Consider the following 17772-nt stretch of genomic DNA (forward strand, 5'->3'; position numbering starts at 1 on the left):
CGGTTGCCAAACGCCTATCGCCCACGCGTTTTCCTCATCACCGCTTCGCGACGGATCTTCCGTTATTGAGGATAGAAACCATGTCGATGAACAATCCCTGGTTGCTTTACATCACGAGCGATCCGCCGGATGAAGGCTCGGCCTTCCGGCTTGCGTTGGAGCGCATCGGCAAGGCCATCCAGGACCGCGGCATCGAGGTAGTGCGCGCACTGACTTGCGAGGATGGACTCGCCATTGCGCAAGGCTCCGCGACTTACTCCTGCGTTGCCGTCGACTGGGACCTCGGCGAAACCGCTGAGATGAGCGAAAGCGAGGTGCTTAAGATCATCCGCGCGGTGAGAGAGAAATCACTGAGGATTCCGATCTTTCTGCTCAGCCGCGGCTCGACCATCCAGGACATTCCGTTGAGTGTGATCCGCGAGGTTCGCGAATACGTGAACCTGGTGGGCGAGACGCCGGACTTTCTCGCTCGTCGCATTCAATTCGCCATCGACAATTACCACTCCGATCTGCTTCCGCCCTACTTCAAAGCGCTGAAGAAGCTGACCGAGGAAGGCACCTACCAATGGGATGCGCCCGGCCACATGGGCGGCGCCGCTTACCTCAAGCATCCTGCCGGCGCCGAGTTCCATCGTTTCTTCGGCGAAAACATCATGCGAGCGGATATCGGCATCTCCAATGCCGAGCTTGGCTCGTGGCTGGACATCGAAGGTCCGCCCGCGGATTCGCAGCGCATGGCCGCCCGCATCTTCGGCGCCGACTGGACGTTGTATGTACTTGCTGGATCTTCGGCATCCAACCGCATCGTCGTGCAGGCGTCGGTTGGCGCGAACGACATGGTGATCGCCGACCGTAATTGCCACAAATCGCTCAATCACGCGATGACGCTGTCCGGAGCGCGACCCGTGTATTTTCAGCCGAGCCGTAATGGCCTCGGCATGATCGGCCTGATTCCACCCAAGCGCTTCACCAAGGAACACATTCGCTCCCTGATCGCCGCATCCCCGCTGACGGCGGGCGCGAACTCCAAGGAGCCGGTCTACGCCGTGGTTACCAACCCGACCTACGACGGCATCATGTACAACGTGGACAAGGTGGCCGAATGGCTGGCGGAGAGCGTGCCTCGCGTCCACTTCGACGAGGCGTGGTATGCCTACGGCAAGTTTCACCCGATCTACAAGCATCGCTATGCGATGGGCATACCAAAAGACATGAAGAACCGCCCGACCGTGCTGGCGGTACAGTCGACGCACAAGATGCTGCCCGCGTTTTCCATGGCTTCCTATATCCACGTGAGCAATAGCAAACGTGGCGAGCTGGCGTGGTCGCCGCTCAAGGAAGCATTCATGATGCATGGGACGACGTCACCGTTCTATCCCTTGATCGCATCGCTGGATATCGCCACGGCGATGATGGACGAGCCTTCCGGTAGCGCCCTGCTGCGCGAAACCATCGGCTACGCGGTGGAGTTCCGCCAGGCGGTGGCGTCGGTGGCCAAGCGCCTGAAGAAGGATAACGAATGGTTCTTTTCATTGTTCCAGCCTGACACGGTCAAGGTCGGTGGCAAGAACGTGGAGTTCTCCTCGGCACCGGTGGATGCCCTGGCGAACGATCCCAAATGCTGGACGCTTCGCGTTGGCGAGACCTGGCACGGCCTGCCGGATGATGTCGTGGCGAATGATTTCTGCATGCTGGATCCGACCAAGGTCACCATCGTGTGTCCCGGTACCGATGCGCAGGGCCGGCTCGCCAAGCGCGGCATTCCAGGCGCCATACTCAGCAAGTTCCTGGATGCGCGCAGGCAGGCGATTGCCCGCACCGGCGACTACACCGTGCTGGTGCTGTTCTCGGTGGGCACCACGCAGGGCAAATGGGGTACCCTGCTCGAGACCCTGCTCGCCTTCAAGCGCCTTTACGATCGCGACGCGAGTCTGGAAGAAGCGTTGCCGGATCTCGTGCAGGCCCATCCCGAGCGCTACCGCGGCGTGACGTTGCCGCAGCTTTGCGACGAGATGCACAAGGTCATGACGGACCTCGATCTGCAGGCGATGGCCAACGAGGCTGGCGAAGTGCTTTCCGAACAGGTGCTGACGCCATCGGAGGCGTATCAGAAACTCATACATGGCGACACTGAAGAGATTCGCATCGGTGACCTGCCGGGCCGCCTCGCCGCCTTGATGATCGTGCCGTATCCACCCGGCATTCCCGTGCTGATGCCTGGCGAACGCGTCGACGCCAAGGGCGGGCCGATCCTGAAATTCCTGACATCGGTGGAGGAGTACGGCAGGCGCTTCCCCGGTTTTGGCCGCGAAGTCCAGAACGTCCACGCCGATGCCCAGGGCGACATGTGGGCACGCGTGATTGCGGAGAAGACGGCGCCCGCCAAGGCAGCCAAGACGCCCAAGAAAAAGTGAACACCGCTGTACCCGCTGTCACGGACTTATCTTGATCGAGACATCGGGCAAGGTCGCCTTGCGCTGGAGGTTGGAGGTCGTGGCGTCACCGCTGCGATGACGCCCAATCCGCCACCAGCAGTGCATGAGCGGGACCCTGCACGGAGCACGCAAACGGGAGTGAGCATGGCGGCGCTACAGCCAAAGAAGATGGGTTTGGTCGGCGCATCTTCGCTCGTCGTGGCGAACATGGTCGGCACGGGCGTGTTCCTGCTTCCTTCCAGCCTGGCCAGCATCGGCAGCATTTCGATCTATGGCTGGATCATCTCGGCCATTGGCGCCAGCGCGCTAGGCCTGGTGTTCGCGCACCTGGGCATGGTGGAGCCGCAGGCCGGTGGACCTTATGCCTATGCGCGCGACCATATGGGCCCGTTCGCCGCCTTCCAGACCAACATGCTGTACTGGGGCGCGAACGTGATCGGCAATGTCGCCATCGCGATCTCGGTCACCGGTTACCTGGCGGTGTTCTTCCCGATCCTGAAGAGCCCGTGGTTCGCGAATGGCTGCACGGCCGCCGTGATCTGGCTGTTTATCTGGCTGAATTCGCGCGGCGCGAAGACGATCGGCCAATTCACCAGCATCACCACCATCGCCGGCATCCTGCCGATCGCCTTTGTCGGCGTGCTTGGTTGGCTTTGGTTTAAGCCGGAAGTCTTCAGCGCCGGTTGGAACCCAGGTTCCTTGCCCACGCATTCCGCCGTGGCCCAAAGCGCTTCCATTGCGTTATGGGCGTTTCTCGGCGTCGAGAGCGCGGCCGTCTCGGCCGGCGTCATCGAGAATCCGAATCGCAACGTACCGTTGGCGACGATTATCGGGCTCGTGGTGGCCACGGTTATCTATGTGTCCTGCTGCACCGCCATCATGGGCATCCTTCCCAACGACCAACTCAAGAATTCGGCGGCTCCGTTCGCCGACGCGGCGCGCCTCATGCTGGGGCCATGGGCGGCCGAAGTGATCTCGGTGGCCGCCATCCTGAAGGCGGCCGGTGCCCTTGTTGGCTGGATCCTCATCGTCGCCCAGTCGGCCCAGGCCGCCGCCACCGATGGCATGTTTGTGCGCCGCTTCGCCGTGACCAACGATCATGGCATGCCCACGCACAATCTCGTCATCACCGGCCTGCTGATGACAGGGCTACTGGTGCTCACCGCATCCCCCTCTATCGCCAAGCAGTTTTCCATCATCACCAACGCGACCGTGGTCTTGATGGCGCTTCCTTACATCTACTCGGTGATCTCGATGTGGCGCCTCAATCAAACCATCGAGCTGCCAAGGTCAAGACGCCGTGCGCTGCTTATCGCAGGCCTGATTGCATGCCTGTATTGCGTAGGCGTGGTCGTGGGTCAATCCGATCTCCTGGGCCGCAGGGCGCTCCTCGTCCTCTTGTTGACGGCGCCCCTCTATGCGTTGATGAAACGCAAGCCGTGAACGGAACTCAACGACCCAGGCCACCGCGCATGGGTTGCCTGGGTCGTTCGTCCAATACCTCTCCGAAGCTGCCGCCCTCAGGCTATCGAACGCACGACTCCGCCATCGACGCGCATGGCGGCGCCGGTCGTCGCTGAGGCTTGTTCCGAGGCGAGATACACGGCGAGGTTAGCCACCTCTTCCACCGTCGCCAACCGCTGGATCAAGGACGATGGACGATGGGTCTGGATGAAATCGCGCTCCACCTGTTCCTGCGATACGCCTTGCTCCGCCGCGATCTTGCCGAAGAAGTCGCCGACGCCCTCCGAGCGCGTTGGCCCCGGGAGTATCGCGTTCACCGTCACACCGGTTCCCGCCAGCGACTCGGCCAGCCCACGCGAAACGGCAAGCTGCGCCGTCTTGGTCATCCCGTAGTGCACCATCTCCGCGGGAATCTGCAGGCCCGATTCGCTGGATACGAACTGGATGCGCCCCCAGCCACGCTTGGCCATGCCCTGCGCGTAGTGCCGCGACAAGCGAACGCCGCTCAACACATTCACCTCGAAAAAGCGCAACCAGTCCTCGTCAGGAATATCGAAGAATGCCTTCGGCTCGAAGATGCCCAGGTTGTTGATCAGGATGTCCGCATCGGGAATCGTCGCGATGAGCCGCTGTGCGCCATCAAGCGTGCCCAGGTCAGCAGCCAGGCCCGTGAGAGTGGCGCCGGCGACGAACGAGCGCACACTGGCGAGGGCCTCGTCAACACGGGCCTGGGTGCGGCCGGTAATGACGACATGAGCGCCTGCGGCAGCGAGACCTTGCGCGATCGCCAAGCCGATGCCAGCCGTCGAACCGCTAACCACGGCCACCCGGCCGGTCAAATCAATATGCATGGGAATACTCCTGATGGACAGTGGATGCACCTTTGCACTCATTCGCAAAGGTGGCGACGCTAGTCCGCGATACAAGGGAGAGAGACCTTCTCGCGGGCGAGTCGCAGCGAGTTGCCGTGCCCAAGTGAATGCGCGCTAGCCAGGGCCCTTCACGGCCTCGCGACGTTCACGCGCCAGGTAAGAAAATTCTGACCCAGATCAGAGCGCCACGCAGAGCGGCATCGCCAAACTATGGCTCTCCGTTCCCGGCGCTCCTTGCGCAGGCACATCTCCATGCGATCCGCGAACCCAGCTCCTCCGTTAACCCAGCCGCTGACGACGCTGCTTGAGGCTCCGCATCGGGCGATGTTTTTTGTGGGTGCCACGGCGCTTTTGGCCAGCATGGTCTGGTGGACGTGGGCGCTGCTGGCTTCGTGGCGCGGCTGGCCGTTCGTGCGCTATGCCATGCCGGTCGGCTGGGCCCATGGCTTGCTGATGCAGTACGCCACCCTCGCTCCCTTCGTGCTCGGCTTTCTGCTGACGGTGTTTCCTCGCTGGCTCGATCTCGCCGCGGTGCCAAAGCGAATCTACGCCGCGGTCTTTGGTTTCACGTTCGCCGGCGCCGCGCTGGTAATTGCCGCACAGAGTGGCGCCCCCATCGTGCTGCCCGTCGGCCTGGCCGCCATGTTGCTCGGTTGGCTGACCGCGATGTTCGCGCTCGGCTCACGACTGCATCGCCATGGTTATCGGGATGTTTGGTCCGTTTCCGCTTACGCTGCCTTGGTCCTGGGTGCGCTGGGACTTGCGCTAGCCCTGCTCTATGCCGTGGGTGGATCGCCAGCATTAATGCCGATCGCCATCGGCATCGGCACCTTCGGTTTGCTGGTGCCGGTGTACTTCACGGTGGCGCATCGCATGGTGCCGTTCTTTTCGAGCAATGTCCTGGCCGGATATCGCGTCGTACGCCCTGCCTGGTCGCTGCTGGGCGTGTGGATACTTAGCCTTGCCCACCTCGCCTTCGACCTGCGCGATGCCCACGCCTGGCGCTGGCTTGCCGACCTGCCGCTGACGGCGCTGCTGTTGTGGCAATGGCTGGCCTGGCAACCGTGGAAAGCACGCGGACCAGGACTCCTGACGGTGCTCTATATCGCGCTGACCTGGTTGCCGCTGTCGTTCGGTTTGTTCACGGTCGACAGCCTGAGAGTACTGGCGACCGGCGCAGCCGGCTGGCCGCTGGCACCCTTGCACGCGCTCACCATCGGCTTCTTCAGCTCGATGCTGGTCGCCATGGTGACCCGCGTGACGCATGGCCATTCCGGCCGGCCACTGGTGATGGGGCCACTGCCGTGGATGGCGTTCATCGGCATGCAGTTGGTGGCGGTGATTCGCGTGCTGGCCGAGTGCTCGGCGCGTCCCTTGCCGTACTACGTGCTGTCTGCCGCACTGTGGTTGCTGGTGCTGATGCCCTGGGTGGCGCGCGCGTTGTGGATTTATCTCACGCCACGTCGTGACGGCAAGCCCGGCTGATCGATTGCCCTATTCCCGGAGAACGCCATGCCTCTTTTCGCCACGGCCACCGAGGTAGGTATTGCCACGCTCGTCGATCGCTTCTACGCCAAGGTGCGTGCGGACGAGCAGCTAGGGCCGATTTTCAACGGCGTCATCGCGGACTGGACCGCGCACAAGCGCATCCTGCGCGACTTTTGGTCGTCCATCGTGCTGCGCTCGGGCCGCTATCGTGGCAATCCCATGGGCGTCCATCGTGAACTGCCACCGTTTCCGCAAGCGTTCCGTCAACGCTGGCTGGCGCTGTGGCGGGAAACCGCCCATGAGGTATTCGAAGCGTCGACCGCCGAGCTTTTCATCGGCACGGCCGAACGTGTAGCCCAAGGCCTCAGTCTCGGGATGAAGCTGGGGCGGCTGTCGCTGGAGCACCCATCGCGCATTATCGAACCGCTGCATTTCGTGTCGTAGTGCCGCGGAGGCTTACGGCGTGTCGCCGCCCCCTTCCATGCAAGCGGGTCGCAGGCGCACACTATACAAATGAGAACCACTCGCATTTTTAGACGATTTGCGTTGACCCTCGCGCTGACGTTATGGGCCTGCCTCGCCATGGCGAGCGTGCTGCACGCAGCGGATGCGCCAGCAAGCGTGTCGCAAACATGGCAGATGCTCGATTACCTCGCCACCGATTACGCCGGTGCGGTAAACAACGGCGCCGTGGTCAGCGCTTCCGAATATGACGAGATGCGCGAGTTCGCGCGTAATGCACGCGACCAGATTCGCGCGCTGCCCTCCTCTCCCGGTTCAGCCGCGCTGCAGCAGCAGGCCGATCACCTGGTGGCATCGATCGACGCCAAGGCGTCGCAGGCGCAAGTGGCGCGCGAAGCGCACGCCCTGGCCGATGCGCTGCTACAGAGCTATCCCGTGCCTACCGCTCCCGCGCACGCGCCCGATCTTGCGCGCGGCGCCGCGCTCTACCAGGCCCAATGTGCGGCATGTCATGGCGCCGGTGGCCGCGGCGATGGCCCGGTAGGACTCCGCCTTTCGCCACGCCCGGTGGACTTCACTCAGCAGCAGCGCGCCGACCAACGTAGCGCGCTGTCGCTCTATGAAGTGATCACCCAGGGCGTGGAAGGTACGCCCATGGCGAGCTTCGCCACCACGCTGTCCAGCGACGATCGTTGGGCGCTGGCGTACTACGTGGGCACGCTTGCTTACCCCGACGCAGCCAGCAAGGGTGTGCGCGCCTGGCATGACAATGACGCCGCGCGCAGCAATATCGCCTCACTCAGCGAGCTTTCCCGCGCACGCGTCACGCAGTTATCCGACACGCTCGGAACCGAACAGGCCCGACTGATCATCGGCTATCTGCGCGCGAACCCCGGTGCCGTTCAACAGGCGTTGACGGGTATCGCGCTCGCACGTGCCCGCCTCTCCACCAGTACGGCCGCCTTTCACGCCGGCAACGTGGACGAAGCCCGCCAACTCGCGTTGTCCGCTTATCTGGATGGGGTCGAGCCGGTGGAGGCTCAGCTCAATGCCCGCGACAGCGAACTACGTGCGCGTATCGAGACCGCCATGGGTGCGTATCGCAGCGCCTTGTCGAACGACACCTCGGGCGATGAGATCGCCGCGCAGGCATCGTCCATCGACACCCTGCTGGCGCGTGCCGGCCAGGTGACGTCGGAGGCGGCGAGTAGCCCGCTGACCATTTTCCTTGGTGCGCTGACCATTCTCGTTCGTGAAGGACTGGAAGCCCTGCTGGTCGTGGTGGCGCTGCTCGCCTTTCTGCGCAAAGCCGATCGGCACGACGCCACACGCTATGTCCATGCGGGCTGGCTGCTCGCCCTGCTGGCCGGCGCACTCACCTGGGCCGTGGCCAGCTACGCCATTTCGATCAGCGGCGCGAGCCGTGAACTGACCGAAGGGCTCTCGTCACTGTTCGCCGCGGCGGTGCTGCTTGGCGTCGGCTTGTGGATGCATCAGAAAAGCATCGGTGGGCGCTGGCAGACCTACCTGAAGGCCAAGATGGCCACGGCACTTGATCGCAAGTCCGCCTGGTTCGTCTTCGGCCTGACCTTCATCTCGGTTTACCGCGAGGTGTTCGAGACCATCCTGTTCTATACGGCGTTGTGGAACGAAGGCCAGGGGCATTGGTTGCTGGCTGGCATCGCCGCGGGCGCCCTCATCCTTGGCCTGATCGCGTATGTGCTGCTGCGGACCAGCCGGCGACTCCCGCTCGGCGTGTTCTTCTCGGTCAGCTCCTTGATCATCGCCGCGCTGGCCATCGTGTTGACCGGCAAGGGGGTGGCCGCGTTGCAGGAGGCGGGCTGGACCGCCGTGACGGTGGCGCCGGTTCCTTCCATCGAGTTGCTGGGCATCTATCCCACCTGGCAATCGCTGCTGGCCCAGCTGGCGGTGGCGCTGATGCTGGCCCTGGGTTTCGCCATCAACCGGTGGCGGGCGCGCGCCGCGTGACCATCGGCGTCATGGAGCGGACGTCGCTCATCGGATCAACAAACGCAACTTGTCCGGCTTGCCGTCCCATTCGGCGGCATCCGGCATCGCGGGTATCTTCGTGGCGATCACCGGCCAGCTCTTGGCCAGCTCCGCATTGAGGGCCAGATAGGGCTCCTGCCCCGCCGGCACATCGCCCTCGGCAAAGATCGCATCGACCGGGCATTCCTCGACGCACAAGGTGCAGTCGATGCATTCGTCCGGGTCGATCACCAGGAAATTGGGGCCCTCATGAAAGCAGTCGACCGGACATACCTCGACACAGTCGGTGTGCTTGCAGTTGATGCAGTTCTCAGTGACGACGTGGGTCATTCCAGCGCTCCCGCGACCTGCTGGAAGCCTGCCAGTTTGCAAAAGTTTTCGCGCTGATCCGGGTCAATAAGCCAGCGAGTCGTCACGCCATCTTGATCAAGGCCGGCCTCCCAATCGAAGGAAGACTGTGGCAACACACCGCGGACCTGTAAGGCTATCATTGGGAAAATTTGATCCAAGTCATCGAAGTGCGTCGAATGATCAGAGCACCATCCATCCATTGAAAAGGTGGGGATTGCATGTCTGTGACCGAGTACTACGACGACAAAGTCGTCCGCCTGTTCCTGCTTGGAGCGGCCGTTTGGGGGATCATCGGCATGTCGGTAGGGGTTTACGCCGCGGCCGAGTTGATGTGGCCCGCCCTCAACTTCGATATTCCCTGGCTGACCTTCAGCCGTATCCGCCCTGACCACACCTTTGGTGTGATTTTCGCTTTCGGCGGCTCGGCCCTGATGGGCACCTGCTACTACGTCGTGCAGCGCACCGGCCACACTCGGCTCGCCCTGCCGCGCCTGGCTGAACTCACGTTCTGGGGTTGGCAGCTGATCTGCGTGCTGGCCATGACGACCATGCCGCTGGGCATGACGCAGAGCAAGGAATACGCCGAGCCCGAATGGTTCATCGACATCCTTATCGCCATGGTATGGGTCTCGTTCGGCGTCGTGTTCTTCGCCACCCTCGGGCGCCGTCGCATCCGGCATATCTACGTGGCCAACTGGTACTACGGTGCTTTCATCATCGCGGTGGGCCTGCTGCATATCGTCAACAACATCGCGCTGCCGATCAGCCTGACCAAGTCGTATCCGGTTTACTCCGGCGTGGTGGATGCGATGGTGCAGTGGTGGTACGGCCATAACGCGGTGGCGTTTTTCCTTACCGCGGGCTTCCTCGGCATGATGTATTACTTCGTGCCGCGGCAGGCGCAGCAGCCGCTGTGGAGCTACCGCTTCTCCATCGTCAATTTCTGGGCTCTGATCTCCGTCTACATGTGGGCCGGTTCGCACCACCTGATGTATACGGCGCTGCCCGACTGGGTGCAGTCGGTGGGCATGGCGTTCTCGCTGGTGCTACTGATGCCGAGCTGGGGTTCGGCCGCCAACGGACTGCTGACCTTCAACGGCTCCTGGCACAAGCTCAAAACCGATCCTGCGGCGAAATTCATGGTGATGTCGCTGGTGTTCTACGCCGCCGCCACCTTCGAAGGCTCGATGATGGCGATCAAGACGGTGAACTCGCTGTCGCATTACACCGACTGGACCATCGCCCACGTGCATTCGGGCTCGATCGGCTGGGTGGCGATGATCACCATCGGCTCGCTCTATGCCATGGCGCCGCGCGCCCTGGGCCGGCCGGCGATGTATTCGAACACGGGCATGGAAGTGCACTTCTGGCTGCACATGACGGGCCTGTTGCTGTATGTCGGCTCGATGTGGACCGCGGGCGTGACCGAAGGCCTGATGTGGCGCGCCACCAACGCAGATGGCTCGCTCACCTATTCCTTCCTCGACAGCCTGATCGCGATCAAGCCGATGTACCTGATCCGCTGGCTGGGCGGCTGCTTCGTCCTGTCGGGCATGGTGGTGATGGCCTGGAATCTCTGGCACACCGCCGCCGATGCGCGGGCCCACCTGATCAAGCCGATTCCGGTGCCGATTCCCGAGCCTGAGCCGCACCAGGTACCCGCCCCACTGCCGGCGGCAGGCTGAGGAGCGCACCCATGGCCTACAAACATTTCGAAACGATCGAGAAACACGCGCCGCTGCTTGCCGTCCTCACCGCCGTGATGGTGTCGATCGGTGGACTAGCCGAGATCACGCCACTGTTCATGGAAGCCCATTCGGTGAGGGCGCCCCTCGGAGTCAGGCCATACGACCCGCTGCGGCTGGCCGGGCGTGATATCTATGTGCGTGAGGGTTGCTATCTCTGCCATTCGCAGATGATTCGCGCGCTGCGCGCCGAGACCGAGCGCTACGGTCATTACTCCATCGCCGAGGAGTCGGTATACGACCGACCCTTCCAGTGGGGCTCCAAGCGCACCGGGCCCGACCTCGCCCGCGTCGGCGGCAAATATTCCGACCAGTGGCACCAGTTGCACTTGATGGCCCCGCGCAAGGTCGTGCCGGAATCGAACATGCCCGGATATCCATGGCTGGCGCAAACCAAGCTCGATGCTGCCGACATCCAGGCGCGCATGCGTGGGCTGCGCAAACTCGGCGACCCGTATAGCGACGCCGACATCGCCAGTGCACCCGACGCACTCAAGGACAAGACGGAACTGGATGCCCTGGTCGCCTACCTGCAAGGCCTGGGCGTCAAGAACGAACCGATGGCGGCGAACGGCCAACCGGCCAGCGACGGAGGCGAGCCATGAACGAGATCTGGGGTCACCTCACCGGCGTGATCATCGTCGTGATGATGTTTACTTTCATCTGCATCTGGGCGTGGGCGTGGAGCGGTCGACATAAAAAAGCGTTCTTGCGCATGGCCGAGCTTCCGATGGAAGACGAGCCGACTGCTGAGAATCCGCAGACGGATGCCGACGCGAAGGATGCCCAGCCATGAGCCTGTTCTGGTCGTTGTGGATCATGTTCCTGGTGGTGCTCAACCTGGGCATCACGCTGTTCCTGTTCCTGTGGGCGCCGCGCGCCAAGATTCCCGTTCAGCAGGACGGCACCAGCGGCCATGTGTGGGCGCACGGCGTGTTGCGCGAAGGTGTGCACAAGCTGCCACTCTGGTGGATCATTTTGTCGGCCGCCATGTTTATCTGCGGCTTTGCCTACCTGGCGCTGTTTCCAGGCTTTGGTCGCTTCAAAGGACTGCTTGGCTGGACCTCCCACGGTGAACTGGCCGCCAACGTCGCCTCCAACAACGCCCGGCTCGACGAGCTGATGAAGCGGTTTTCGCTGTATCCGATCGAGCAGCTTGCCGGCGATCCGGCCGCCCAGCAGCTGGGCGGCCGCCTGTTCCTGGACAATTGCGCGGCATGTCATGGGCGCTCGGCTACCGGCAATCCGTTGCTTGGCGCTCCCGACCTCACCGACAACGACTGGCTCTATGGTGGCGATGGCAAGGCCATCTTCACCTCGATCCACGACGGTCGCGCCGGTGTGATGCCGCCATGGGCGAGTCTGGGCGAGGAAAACGTAAAGAACCTCGCGCAATACGTCTTGAGTCTCTCCGGCAGGCCGCACGACGAAAAACGTGCGGAGGCCGCCAAGCCCTTGTTTGCGACTTGCGCCGCCTGCCATGGTCCCGATGGCAAGGGCAACCAGGCGCTGGGCGCGCCAAATCTCACCGATCAGATCTGGCTGCACGGCGGCACGCCGGCCGATATCGAAACCACCATCCGCGATGGCCGTCAGGGCCATATGCCGGCATGGAGCCCGCGCCTGACCGAGGACCAGATTCGCGTGCTGGCCGCCTACGTTTATCACCTGTCGCATCCGGATCATGCCTACCCGCAGTAAGCCCTCGGCCAGTGCCACTTCGGGCTGGCATCGGCAGCCGATCGTGTGGCTTGGAGTGATGGTGTTCGGTGCGTCCTTGGCGGGATGCGTGTGGATGATCATGCTTGGCGCAAGACATGCCGATACACCGGTGGATGCACCGCATGCGGTTTTCGGCGTGCCTTCGAGCACCCATGAACATCGGGGTGCCAAACCTTGAACGCCTACGAAGCATGGGCGCATCCGTTGCTGGCAGCCCAGGTGCTGCGCGCGCGGCGCGATGGGCAGAGCGAAGTCGCCTTGCGTGTCGATGGCTTGCAAGGTGCGCGTCAGGTACTGCGGCTGGAACAGGTGATTTATGCCGTCCCCGGCGTGCGACGAGTCAGCGTCGACGCCTCGTCGCGGCGCGTGCGCGTCATCTGGGATCGCGATCGCACTTCCCTGCCCACCCTGCTGCAAACGCTGGCCGCCATGCACTGTGCCGCGCAACCGCTGCGCAGCGACAGCATCGACGATGCGCGCTCGCGCGAGGCGCACGACTTGCTCAAGCGCCTGCTTGTCGCCGGCATGTGCACCATGCAGGTAATGACGTATGCCTTCGTGATCTATATCGGCGTGGTGGATTTCGTCGACTTCACTACGCGCAGCCTGTTTCGCTGGCTGAGCCTGATATCCACCGCACCGATCGTGTTCTATTCGGCGCACCCGTTCGTCCGAGGCGCGTTGCAGGAACTGCGCAGCCGACGCCTGGGTATCCATCTTCCGGTCGCCGCCGCCGTCTGGCTGGTGTTTCTCGCCAGCGCGATCAACACCGTACGCGGCCAGGGTGAGATCTATTTCGATTCGGCAAGCATGTTCGTGTTTCTGCTGCTGGCAGCCCGCTATATCGAGCTGCGCGCCCGGCATCGCAGTGGGGCCTTAGGTGACGCCGTGATCGACGGGACGCCCTTGCTGGCAGAGCGTGTGCGCGCCAACGGGGCATTGGAGACGGTACCGGCCATCGAACTACTGCCCGGCGATCGGGTGCATATCGCCGAGGGTGGCACCGTACCCGCCGACGGTGTGCTGGAGAGCGAGTCGATCCAAGTGGACGAAGCCTTGCTCTCAGGCGAATCCTGTCCGGTCACGCGGCGCCGCGGTGACCCACTCGTGGCCGGCAGCGTCCTGGTCGGCGGACCGGCGCGCCTACGGGTCGAGCGCAGTGGCGATGACACCGCAGTCGCACGCGTCGGCGCCCTCAGTACGCGCACGCGCCTGGCACGTGAAGCCGCCACGCAAGTGGATGACGCGGAACTGGGCCGTTTCGTCGCACGCGTGTTGTTGCTTACGCTGGGAACCGCCGCGGCGTGGCTACTGATCGATCCGTCACGGGCCTTCGAGGCGGCCGTGGCGGTGCTCGTCATCGCCTGCCCTTGCGCCTACGCGCTCACGGCACCCAGCGCCATGGTTCGGGCGCTGGGCATCCTCGCCCAGCGCGGCGTACTTGTAGCCGACAGCGCCGCTCTGGCGACTCTCGCGCGCGTCGACGTCGCTGTCTTCGACAAGACCGGTACGCTGACGGTGCCCCACGTCGATCTCGACGAAGCCAGCCACGTACGCGCTGACCGCGCCACTGAGTGGCCGGCGCTCGCGGCTGCGCTTGCCAGGGAGAGCTCACACCCGATGGCACGTGCCGTGGCGCGGGCCACATCGGGGTATCGGCCTGCTGCGGCGACACGGGTCGAAGTGACGCTTGGTTCAGGCATTTCCGGGACGATCGATGGCCACTCGCTTCGGCTGGGGCGCGCTGGGTTCGTGCTTGAGGGCGTCGAACCACCACGCTCTTCCGACGACTTGTGGCTTGCCGACGCACAAGGACCCATTGCCGCGTTCCGTCCGCGCGAAGTCGCGCGCGACGATGCTTCAAAGACACTCGATGCGCTGCGGGAACGAGGCATGGCCACGGTGATCGCCAGCGGCGATGCCGAGGGACGTGTCGCCCATACGGCCGCGGCCCTGAGCGTGGGCGAACACTACGCACGACAGACCCCCACGGACAAACTCGCCCTGCTTGAGCGCAAACGCCGCGAAGGCCACGTCACGCTCGCCGTAGGCGACGGCAACAACGACGCGCCCATCCTCGCCGGTGCCGATGTATCCGCCGCCCTGGCTTCCGGCACTGAGCTCGCCCAGGCGCATGCCGACTTCCTGCTGCTGCACGGTCAGCTACACGGACTGGTGGTGGCGCGTGATGTGGCGTGCAAGGTTCGCGACGTCATCGCCCAAGGCCGGCGCTGGTCGCTGGCATACAATCTTTGCGCCATTCCCTTTGCGGCGCTGGAATGGGTGCCACCCTGGCTGGCCGCCATCGGCATGTCGGCGAGTTCCCTCGTCGTGGTTCTCAACGCCTGGCGTATCGGACGCGATGGTCCGCCAGCACCCGCGGTGCGCGCATGAACATCCTGCTGGTGCTGATTCCCGTCACCCTGCTGATCGTCATCGTGGCGGTCGCCATCTTCTTCTGGGCAGTGAACCACCAGCAGTTCGATGACCTGGACAGTCCTGGCGTGCTGCCACTCATGGAAGAGAGCGATCCCACCGAGCGGCCTGCAGACAACAGCGAGACACCGACGGACGCTGATGAGCCACACTGACGTGTGCGGCTTACGCCGCCGACGAAGCCTGCCATAGCGCAAAACCCGTATCGCGCAGCGCCTCGACATCACGCAACTGCACCCGCCGGCCCGCCACCGAGACCCAGCCCTTCGCGCGAAACCGACTGAGCACCCGGCTTACCGTCTCTGGCGCCAAGCGCAGATGACTGGCCACGTCGCTACGCGACATGCTGAGCTGGAAGACCGTATCCGACAGTCCGTGCTGCCCGTGACGATGTCCCAGGTCCAACAGGAACGCCGCCACCCGCTCGTCGGCCGTGTGATCGCCGGCGAGCCTGCTGGCCATGCCAAGCTCCCGACTCAACATGCGAAACAGATGCTGTTGTACCGCCGGTAGCGTTGCCGCGAGATCGCTCATGGCCGGAAACGAGAAACGACAGAAGGTTGACCGCTCCAGCGCGATCGCATCGCTTGGATAGCAGTCGGGATAAATGCCGTTGAGCCCCACCACCTCGCCAGGCAAATAGAAGCCGAGTACCTGCTCGCGGCCATCACGGCTGAACAGCGACGCCTTCACGCTGCCGGTGCGTACGGCGTAGATCGCACGAAACGGCTCGCCCCGCCGAACCACGTGCTCACCCTCGGCCAGCGGGGGGGCATGCTCCACGAGACATTGCAAAGCGGCCAGATCACGCTTGCCATAGCCCATCGCGCTGCACGCTCGAGAAAAGGCGCAGTTTGCGCATAAAGCCTGCGCGTCGACATGAGCGGTCGTCTCGGCAACGGATACTTGTGGAATGCACTGCATATCGATGCGCTGGCTGGCCTCTGGTGGAAAGCAGTCGTGACGGGACGACGCCATTTTATCCAGTGCTGCGCGCGGTTCTCGTCCTGCGGCCGCGTGCCGCAGCCGGCAAGGCGCGGCGGCATGACGGGCAATTGAGCCAAGCTATCGAAATTCATGAATCCATTGGTATCCGCCAAGTGGGTCTGGTCAGCCAGCCGAACGACCGGCTCATGGCACCTCCCCAGAGCGCCGCTCAAGACCGCCTGGCCCACCGTCCCGAGGGTCGTCGACCCGCAAAATGCGATTGACCCAATTTTCCGATACACAAATTGCCCGCCTCGGTAGAGAATGCGCGATCAATTTCTCCGGGGGATCGGGATCATGAGTCAGAGCAACGCTACGGCCTATCCCGTGACGCAACTGCTGACCGTTACGCGCAGCTTGGTGGAACTGACCGACCGTGCGGTGTCCGACAGCGAACTCTCGCATGCGGCAGCTGACGTACTGGTGTTCGCCGCGCGCCAGGCCGCCAAGCTGGTGGAAGACGTCATCGGTGCCCGCCTGCATGACGCCGTCGTTACGCATGCCTTCGCGCAGTGCCCCATCAGTACCGACCTGGATCGGGTCCATGCGGATCTCGAGTGCCTGGCCGAGGCCGCGGGCATGATCCGCGCCTACGGCATCGGTTCGCAGTATCGGGCGCACCTTGCCTACCTCATGCGGTACGCCGCCGAATCGGCGTGCAATGCCCTGGAACGTGCCGACCGATCGATGGCCGAGGCCAGCGTCATGGCCAACGTGGTTGACCTGCCCGCAGTCACTGTGCGCAACTGACCCAAGCCAGGGCGCGCGCGTTTGACGGCAACGCCTCCGGTTGCCGTCCTGCCCGCCTCAGTTCATCCGCCTTTCTTCGCCGGGGCGCCCGCCTGCTCCAATGGGCCCACCTGAACGTGACCGACCCAGCCGTCGAATACGTTGACCGCGGCGGCATCGACCGCCTGGATGACAAACTTGGCCGAGGGACAGCCGCTGGGCCCTGGTGCCTCCCGCGTGATCGCCCGATCGTCCTGCATGCAGTAATTGCCCCCGCTGTTGCTCAACCGGGTCAACTCGGCCATGCCCTGTGCATACCGCTGCTCCGCCCGCACCGCCGCGGTAGCGTCGCCATAGACTGGACGCATCGTGGCAAGCAGCGCGTCGGCAGCACGCCGCTCGTCCGTCGTTGCAGCGTTGTAGGCGGCGTCGTACGCGCGCTTGAAATCCGCGTTGGAACGCTCTGACGCCAGCGTCAGCCATGCCAGCGCCAGCGGGCGGTTCGCCGGCTGCTGATCGCCATTGAGCGCCATGACACCAAGCACGTATTGCGCGGGCTTGCTGGCCCAGCTCGCCGCCGTGGTGAAAAATCGCTGCGCGTTCTGATAGCGATGCGTGCCGTACGATTGCGTGCCGAGGCAATAGTAGTAATCGCCCGGCAAGAAACGCTCTTCGCCACTCGCGCAGCTCGTGTTGGCCAGGTCGGCAGCGCTAGGGACGACATCGCCGCCCTGTTCCAATGGCGTGCTCGGCGTCTGCGCCACTGCCGGCACCGGCGCCAGCGCTGCAAGGGCAAGACTGATCGCCAGCCGCATGGGCCATACCCGCTTCCATGGGTGCGTGTTCATGATGTTGCTCTCTCGATCGATGAGGTGAATGGCTATGACGATTCATCGTAACGGACAGTGCAACGGCCACGATGACAGCCTCCATGCCTCAACAGCGCTGCATATTCTTGCGCTTGCGCGCACGAACCGCTGCCTTGCTCAAGGCCGTGCTCTGGAAGCGACCGGTCCTCGCGTTGAAAGACGATGAGATTCGATGGCCATGCGCGCGTGCGCCAAGGCACCC

The 17772-nt window shown here is 63.6% G+C and carries 18 protein-coding genes; 14 read left to right on the forward strand and 4 right to left on the reverse strand.

Features of this window, described 5'->3' with window-relative positions; all coding sequences use genetic code 11:
• Positions 1–80: 80 nt before the first annotated feature.
• A complete protein-coding gene (locus tag OUZ30_RS12775) occupies positions 81–2414 on the forward strand; it encodes an Orn/Lys/Arg family decarboxylase (protein ID WP_266182690.1) in 2334 nt (777 codons plus the stop codon).
• Positions 2415–2579: 165 nt separating this feature from the next.
• Positions 2580–3878 (forward strand): amino acid permease, encoded by a 1299-nt coding sequence (locus OUZ30_RS12780; RefSeq protein ID WP_266182691.1) that lies wholly within the window; start codon positions 2580–2582, stop codon positions 3876–3878.
• Between the two features lie 77 nt (positions 3879–3955).
• On the opposite strand, the gene OUZ30_RS12785 is transcribed toward OUZ30_RS12780, so the two are convergent.
• Positions 3956–4750: an SDR family NAD(P)-dependent oxidoreductase gene (locus OUZ30_RS12785; RefSeq protein WP_266182692.1), complete on the reverse strand. Its 795-nt coding sequence runs from the start codon at positions 4748–4750 to the stop codon at positions 3956–3958.
• A 273-nt stretch (positions 4751–5023) separates the two neighbouring features.
• On the opposite strand from OUZ30_RS12785, the gene OUZ30_RS12790 reads away from it, so the two are divergent.
• The 3 genes from OUZ30_RS12790 to OUZ30_RS12800 all read left to right on the forward strand — a co-directional run bounded on the left by OUZ30_RS12790 (position 5024) and on the right by OUZ30_RS12800 (position 8710).
• Complete coding sequence (locus tag OUZ30_RS12790; protein WP_266182693.1) at positions 5024–6256, forward strand: NnrS family protein; 1233 nt, start codon at positions 5024–5026, stop codon at positions 6254–6256.
• 27 nt (positions 6257–6283) lie between these two features.
• Positions 6284–6703, forward strand: a complete 420-nt coding sequence (locus tag OUZ30_RS12795; RefSeq protein ID WP_266182694.1) for a group III truncated hemoglobin — start codon at positions 6284–6286, stop codon at positions 6701–6703.
• Between the two features lie 102 nt (positions 6704–6805).
• Positions 6806–8710, forward strand: coding sequence for an FTR1 family protein (locus OUZ30_RS12800; RefSeq protein WP_345781048.1), 1905 nt, complete (start codon positions 6806–6808; stop codon positions 8708–8710).
• A gap of 27 nt (positions 8711–8737) precedes the next feature.
• Here the strand turns inward: OUZ30_RS12800 and fdxA are convergent, their stop codons facing one another.
• Complete coding sequence (gene fdxA / locus OUZ30_RS12805) at positions 8738–9061, reverse strand: ferredoxin FdxA (protein ID WP_266182695.1); 324 nt, start codon at positions 9059–9061, stop codon at positions 8738–8740.
• A gap of 239 nt (positions 9062–9300) precedes the next feature.
• On the opposite strand from fdxA, the gene ccoN reads away from it, so the two are divergent.
• The 7 genes from ccoN to ccoS are packed head-to-tail and all read left to right on the forward strand — an operon-like array spanning position 9301 to position 15140.
• The gene (gene ccoN, locus OUZ30_RS12810) at positions 9301–10767 is read left to right on the forward strand and encodes a cytochrome-c oxidase, cbb3-type subunit I (RefSeq protein WP_266182696.1); all 1467 of its coding nucleotides are present in this window, start codon (positions 9301–9303) and stop codon (positions 10765–10767) included.
• A gap of 11 nt (positions 10768–10778) precedes the next feature.
• Positions 10779–11432, forward strand: coding sequence for a cytochrome-c oxidase, cbb3-type subunit II (ccoO, locus tag OUZ30_RS12815; protein ID WP_266182697.1), 654 nt, complete (start codon positions 10779–10781; stop codon positions 11430–11432).
• A complete protein-coding gene (locus OUZ30_RS12820) occupies positions 11429–11623 on the forward strand; it encodes a cbb3-type cytochrome oxidase subunit 3 (RefSeq protein WP_266182698.1) in 195 nt (64 codons plus the stop codon). The genes ccoO and OUZ30_RS12820 overlap by 4 nt, the downstream gene beginning before the upstream one ends.
• Positions 11620–12528, forward strand: coding sequence for a cytochrome-c oxidase, cbb3-type subunit III (gene ccoP / locus OUZ30_RS12825; RefSeq protein WP_266182699.1), 909 nt, complete (start codon positions 11620–11622; stop codon positions 12526–12528). Before OUZ30_RS12820 ends, ccoP begins: the two co-directional genes overlap by 4 nt.
• On the forward strand, positions 12512–12727 hold the full coding sequence (locus OUZ30_RS12830) for a hypothetical protein (protein ID WP_266182700.1): 216 nt from the start codon (positions 12512–12514) through the stop codon (positions 12725–12727). The genes ccoP and OUZ30_RS12830 overlap by 17 nt, the downstream gene beginning before the upstream one ends.
• A complete protein-coding gene (locus OUZ30_RS12835; RefSeq protein WP_266182701.1) occupies positions 12724–14943 on the forward strand; it encodes a heavy metal translocating P-type ATPase in 2220 nt (739 codons plus the stop codon). Before OUZ30_RS12830 ends, OUZ30_RS12835 begins: the two co-directional genes overlap by 4 nt.
• The gene (gene ccoS / locus OUZ30_RS12840) at positions 14940–15140 is read left to right on the forward strand and encodes a cbb3-type cytochrome oxidase assembly protein CcoS (RefSeq protein WP_266182702.1); all 201 of its coding nucleotides are present in this window, start codon (positions 14940–14942) and stop codon (positions 15138–15140) included. Before OUZ30_RS12835 ends, ccoS begins: the two co-directional genes overlap by 4 nt.
• Before the next feature lie 10 nt (positions 15141–15150).
• Here ccoS and OUZ30_RS12845 read toward each other — a convergent pair whose 3' ends face one another.
• Entirely contained in the window at positions 15151–15909 is a 759-nt protein-coding gene (locus OUZ30_RS12845) for a helix-turn-helix domain-containing protein (RefSeq protein ID WP_425601521.1), read from the reverse strand.
• On the opposite strand from OUZ30_RS12845, the gene OUZ30_RS12850 reads away from it, so the two are divergent.
• Both OUZ30_RS12850 and OUZ30_RS12855 read left to right on the forward strand, forming a co-directional pair.
• Positions 15865–16044 (forward strand): hypothetical protein, encoded by a 180-nt coding sequence (locus tag OUZ30_RS12850; protein ID WP_266183192.1) that lies wholly within the window; start codon positions 15865–15867, stop codon positions 16042–16044. The genes OUZ30_RS12845 and OUZ30_RS12850 overlap by 45 nt on opposite strands.
• Positions 16045–16269: 225 nt before the next feature.
• Positions 16270–16722, forward strand: a complete 453-nt coding sequence (locus OUZ30_RS12855) for a hypothetical protein (RefSeq protein ID WP_266182703.1) — start codon at positions 16270–16272, stop codon at positions 16720–16722.
• 62 nt (positions 16723–16784) lie between these two features.
• Here the strand turns inward: OUZ30_RS12855 and OUZ30_RS12860 are convergent, their stop codons facing one another.
• Positions 16785–17549, reverse strand: coding sequence for an SEL1-like repeat protein (locus tag OUZ30_RS12860; RefSeq protein ID WP_266182704.1), 765 nt, complete (start codon positions 17547–17549; stop codon positions 16785–16787).
• Positions 17550–17772: the final 223 nt, after the last annotated feature.

The organism is Dyella humicola (assembly GCF_026283945.1).
GTDB classification, from domain to species: Bacteria; Pseudomonadota; Gammaproteobacteria; order Xanthomonadales; family Rhodanobacteraceae; genus Dyella; species Dyella humicola.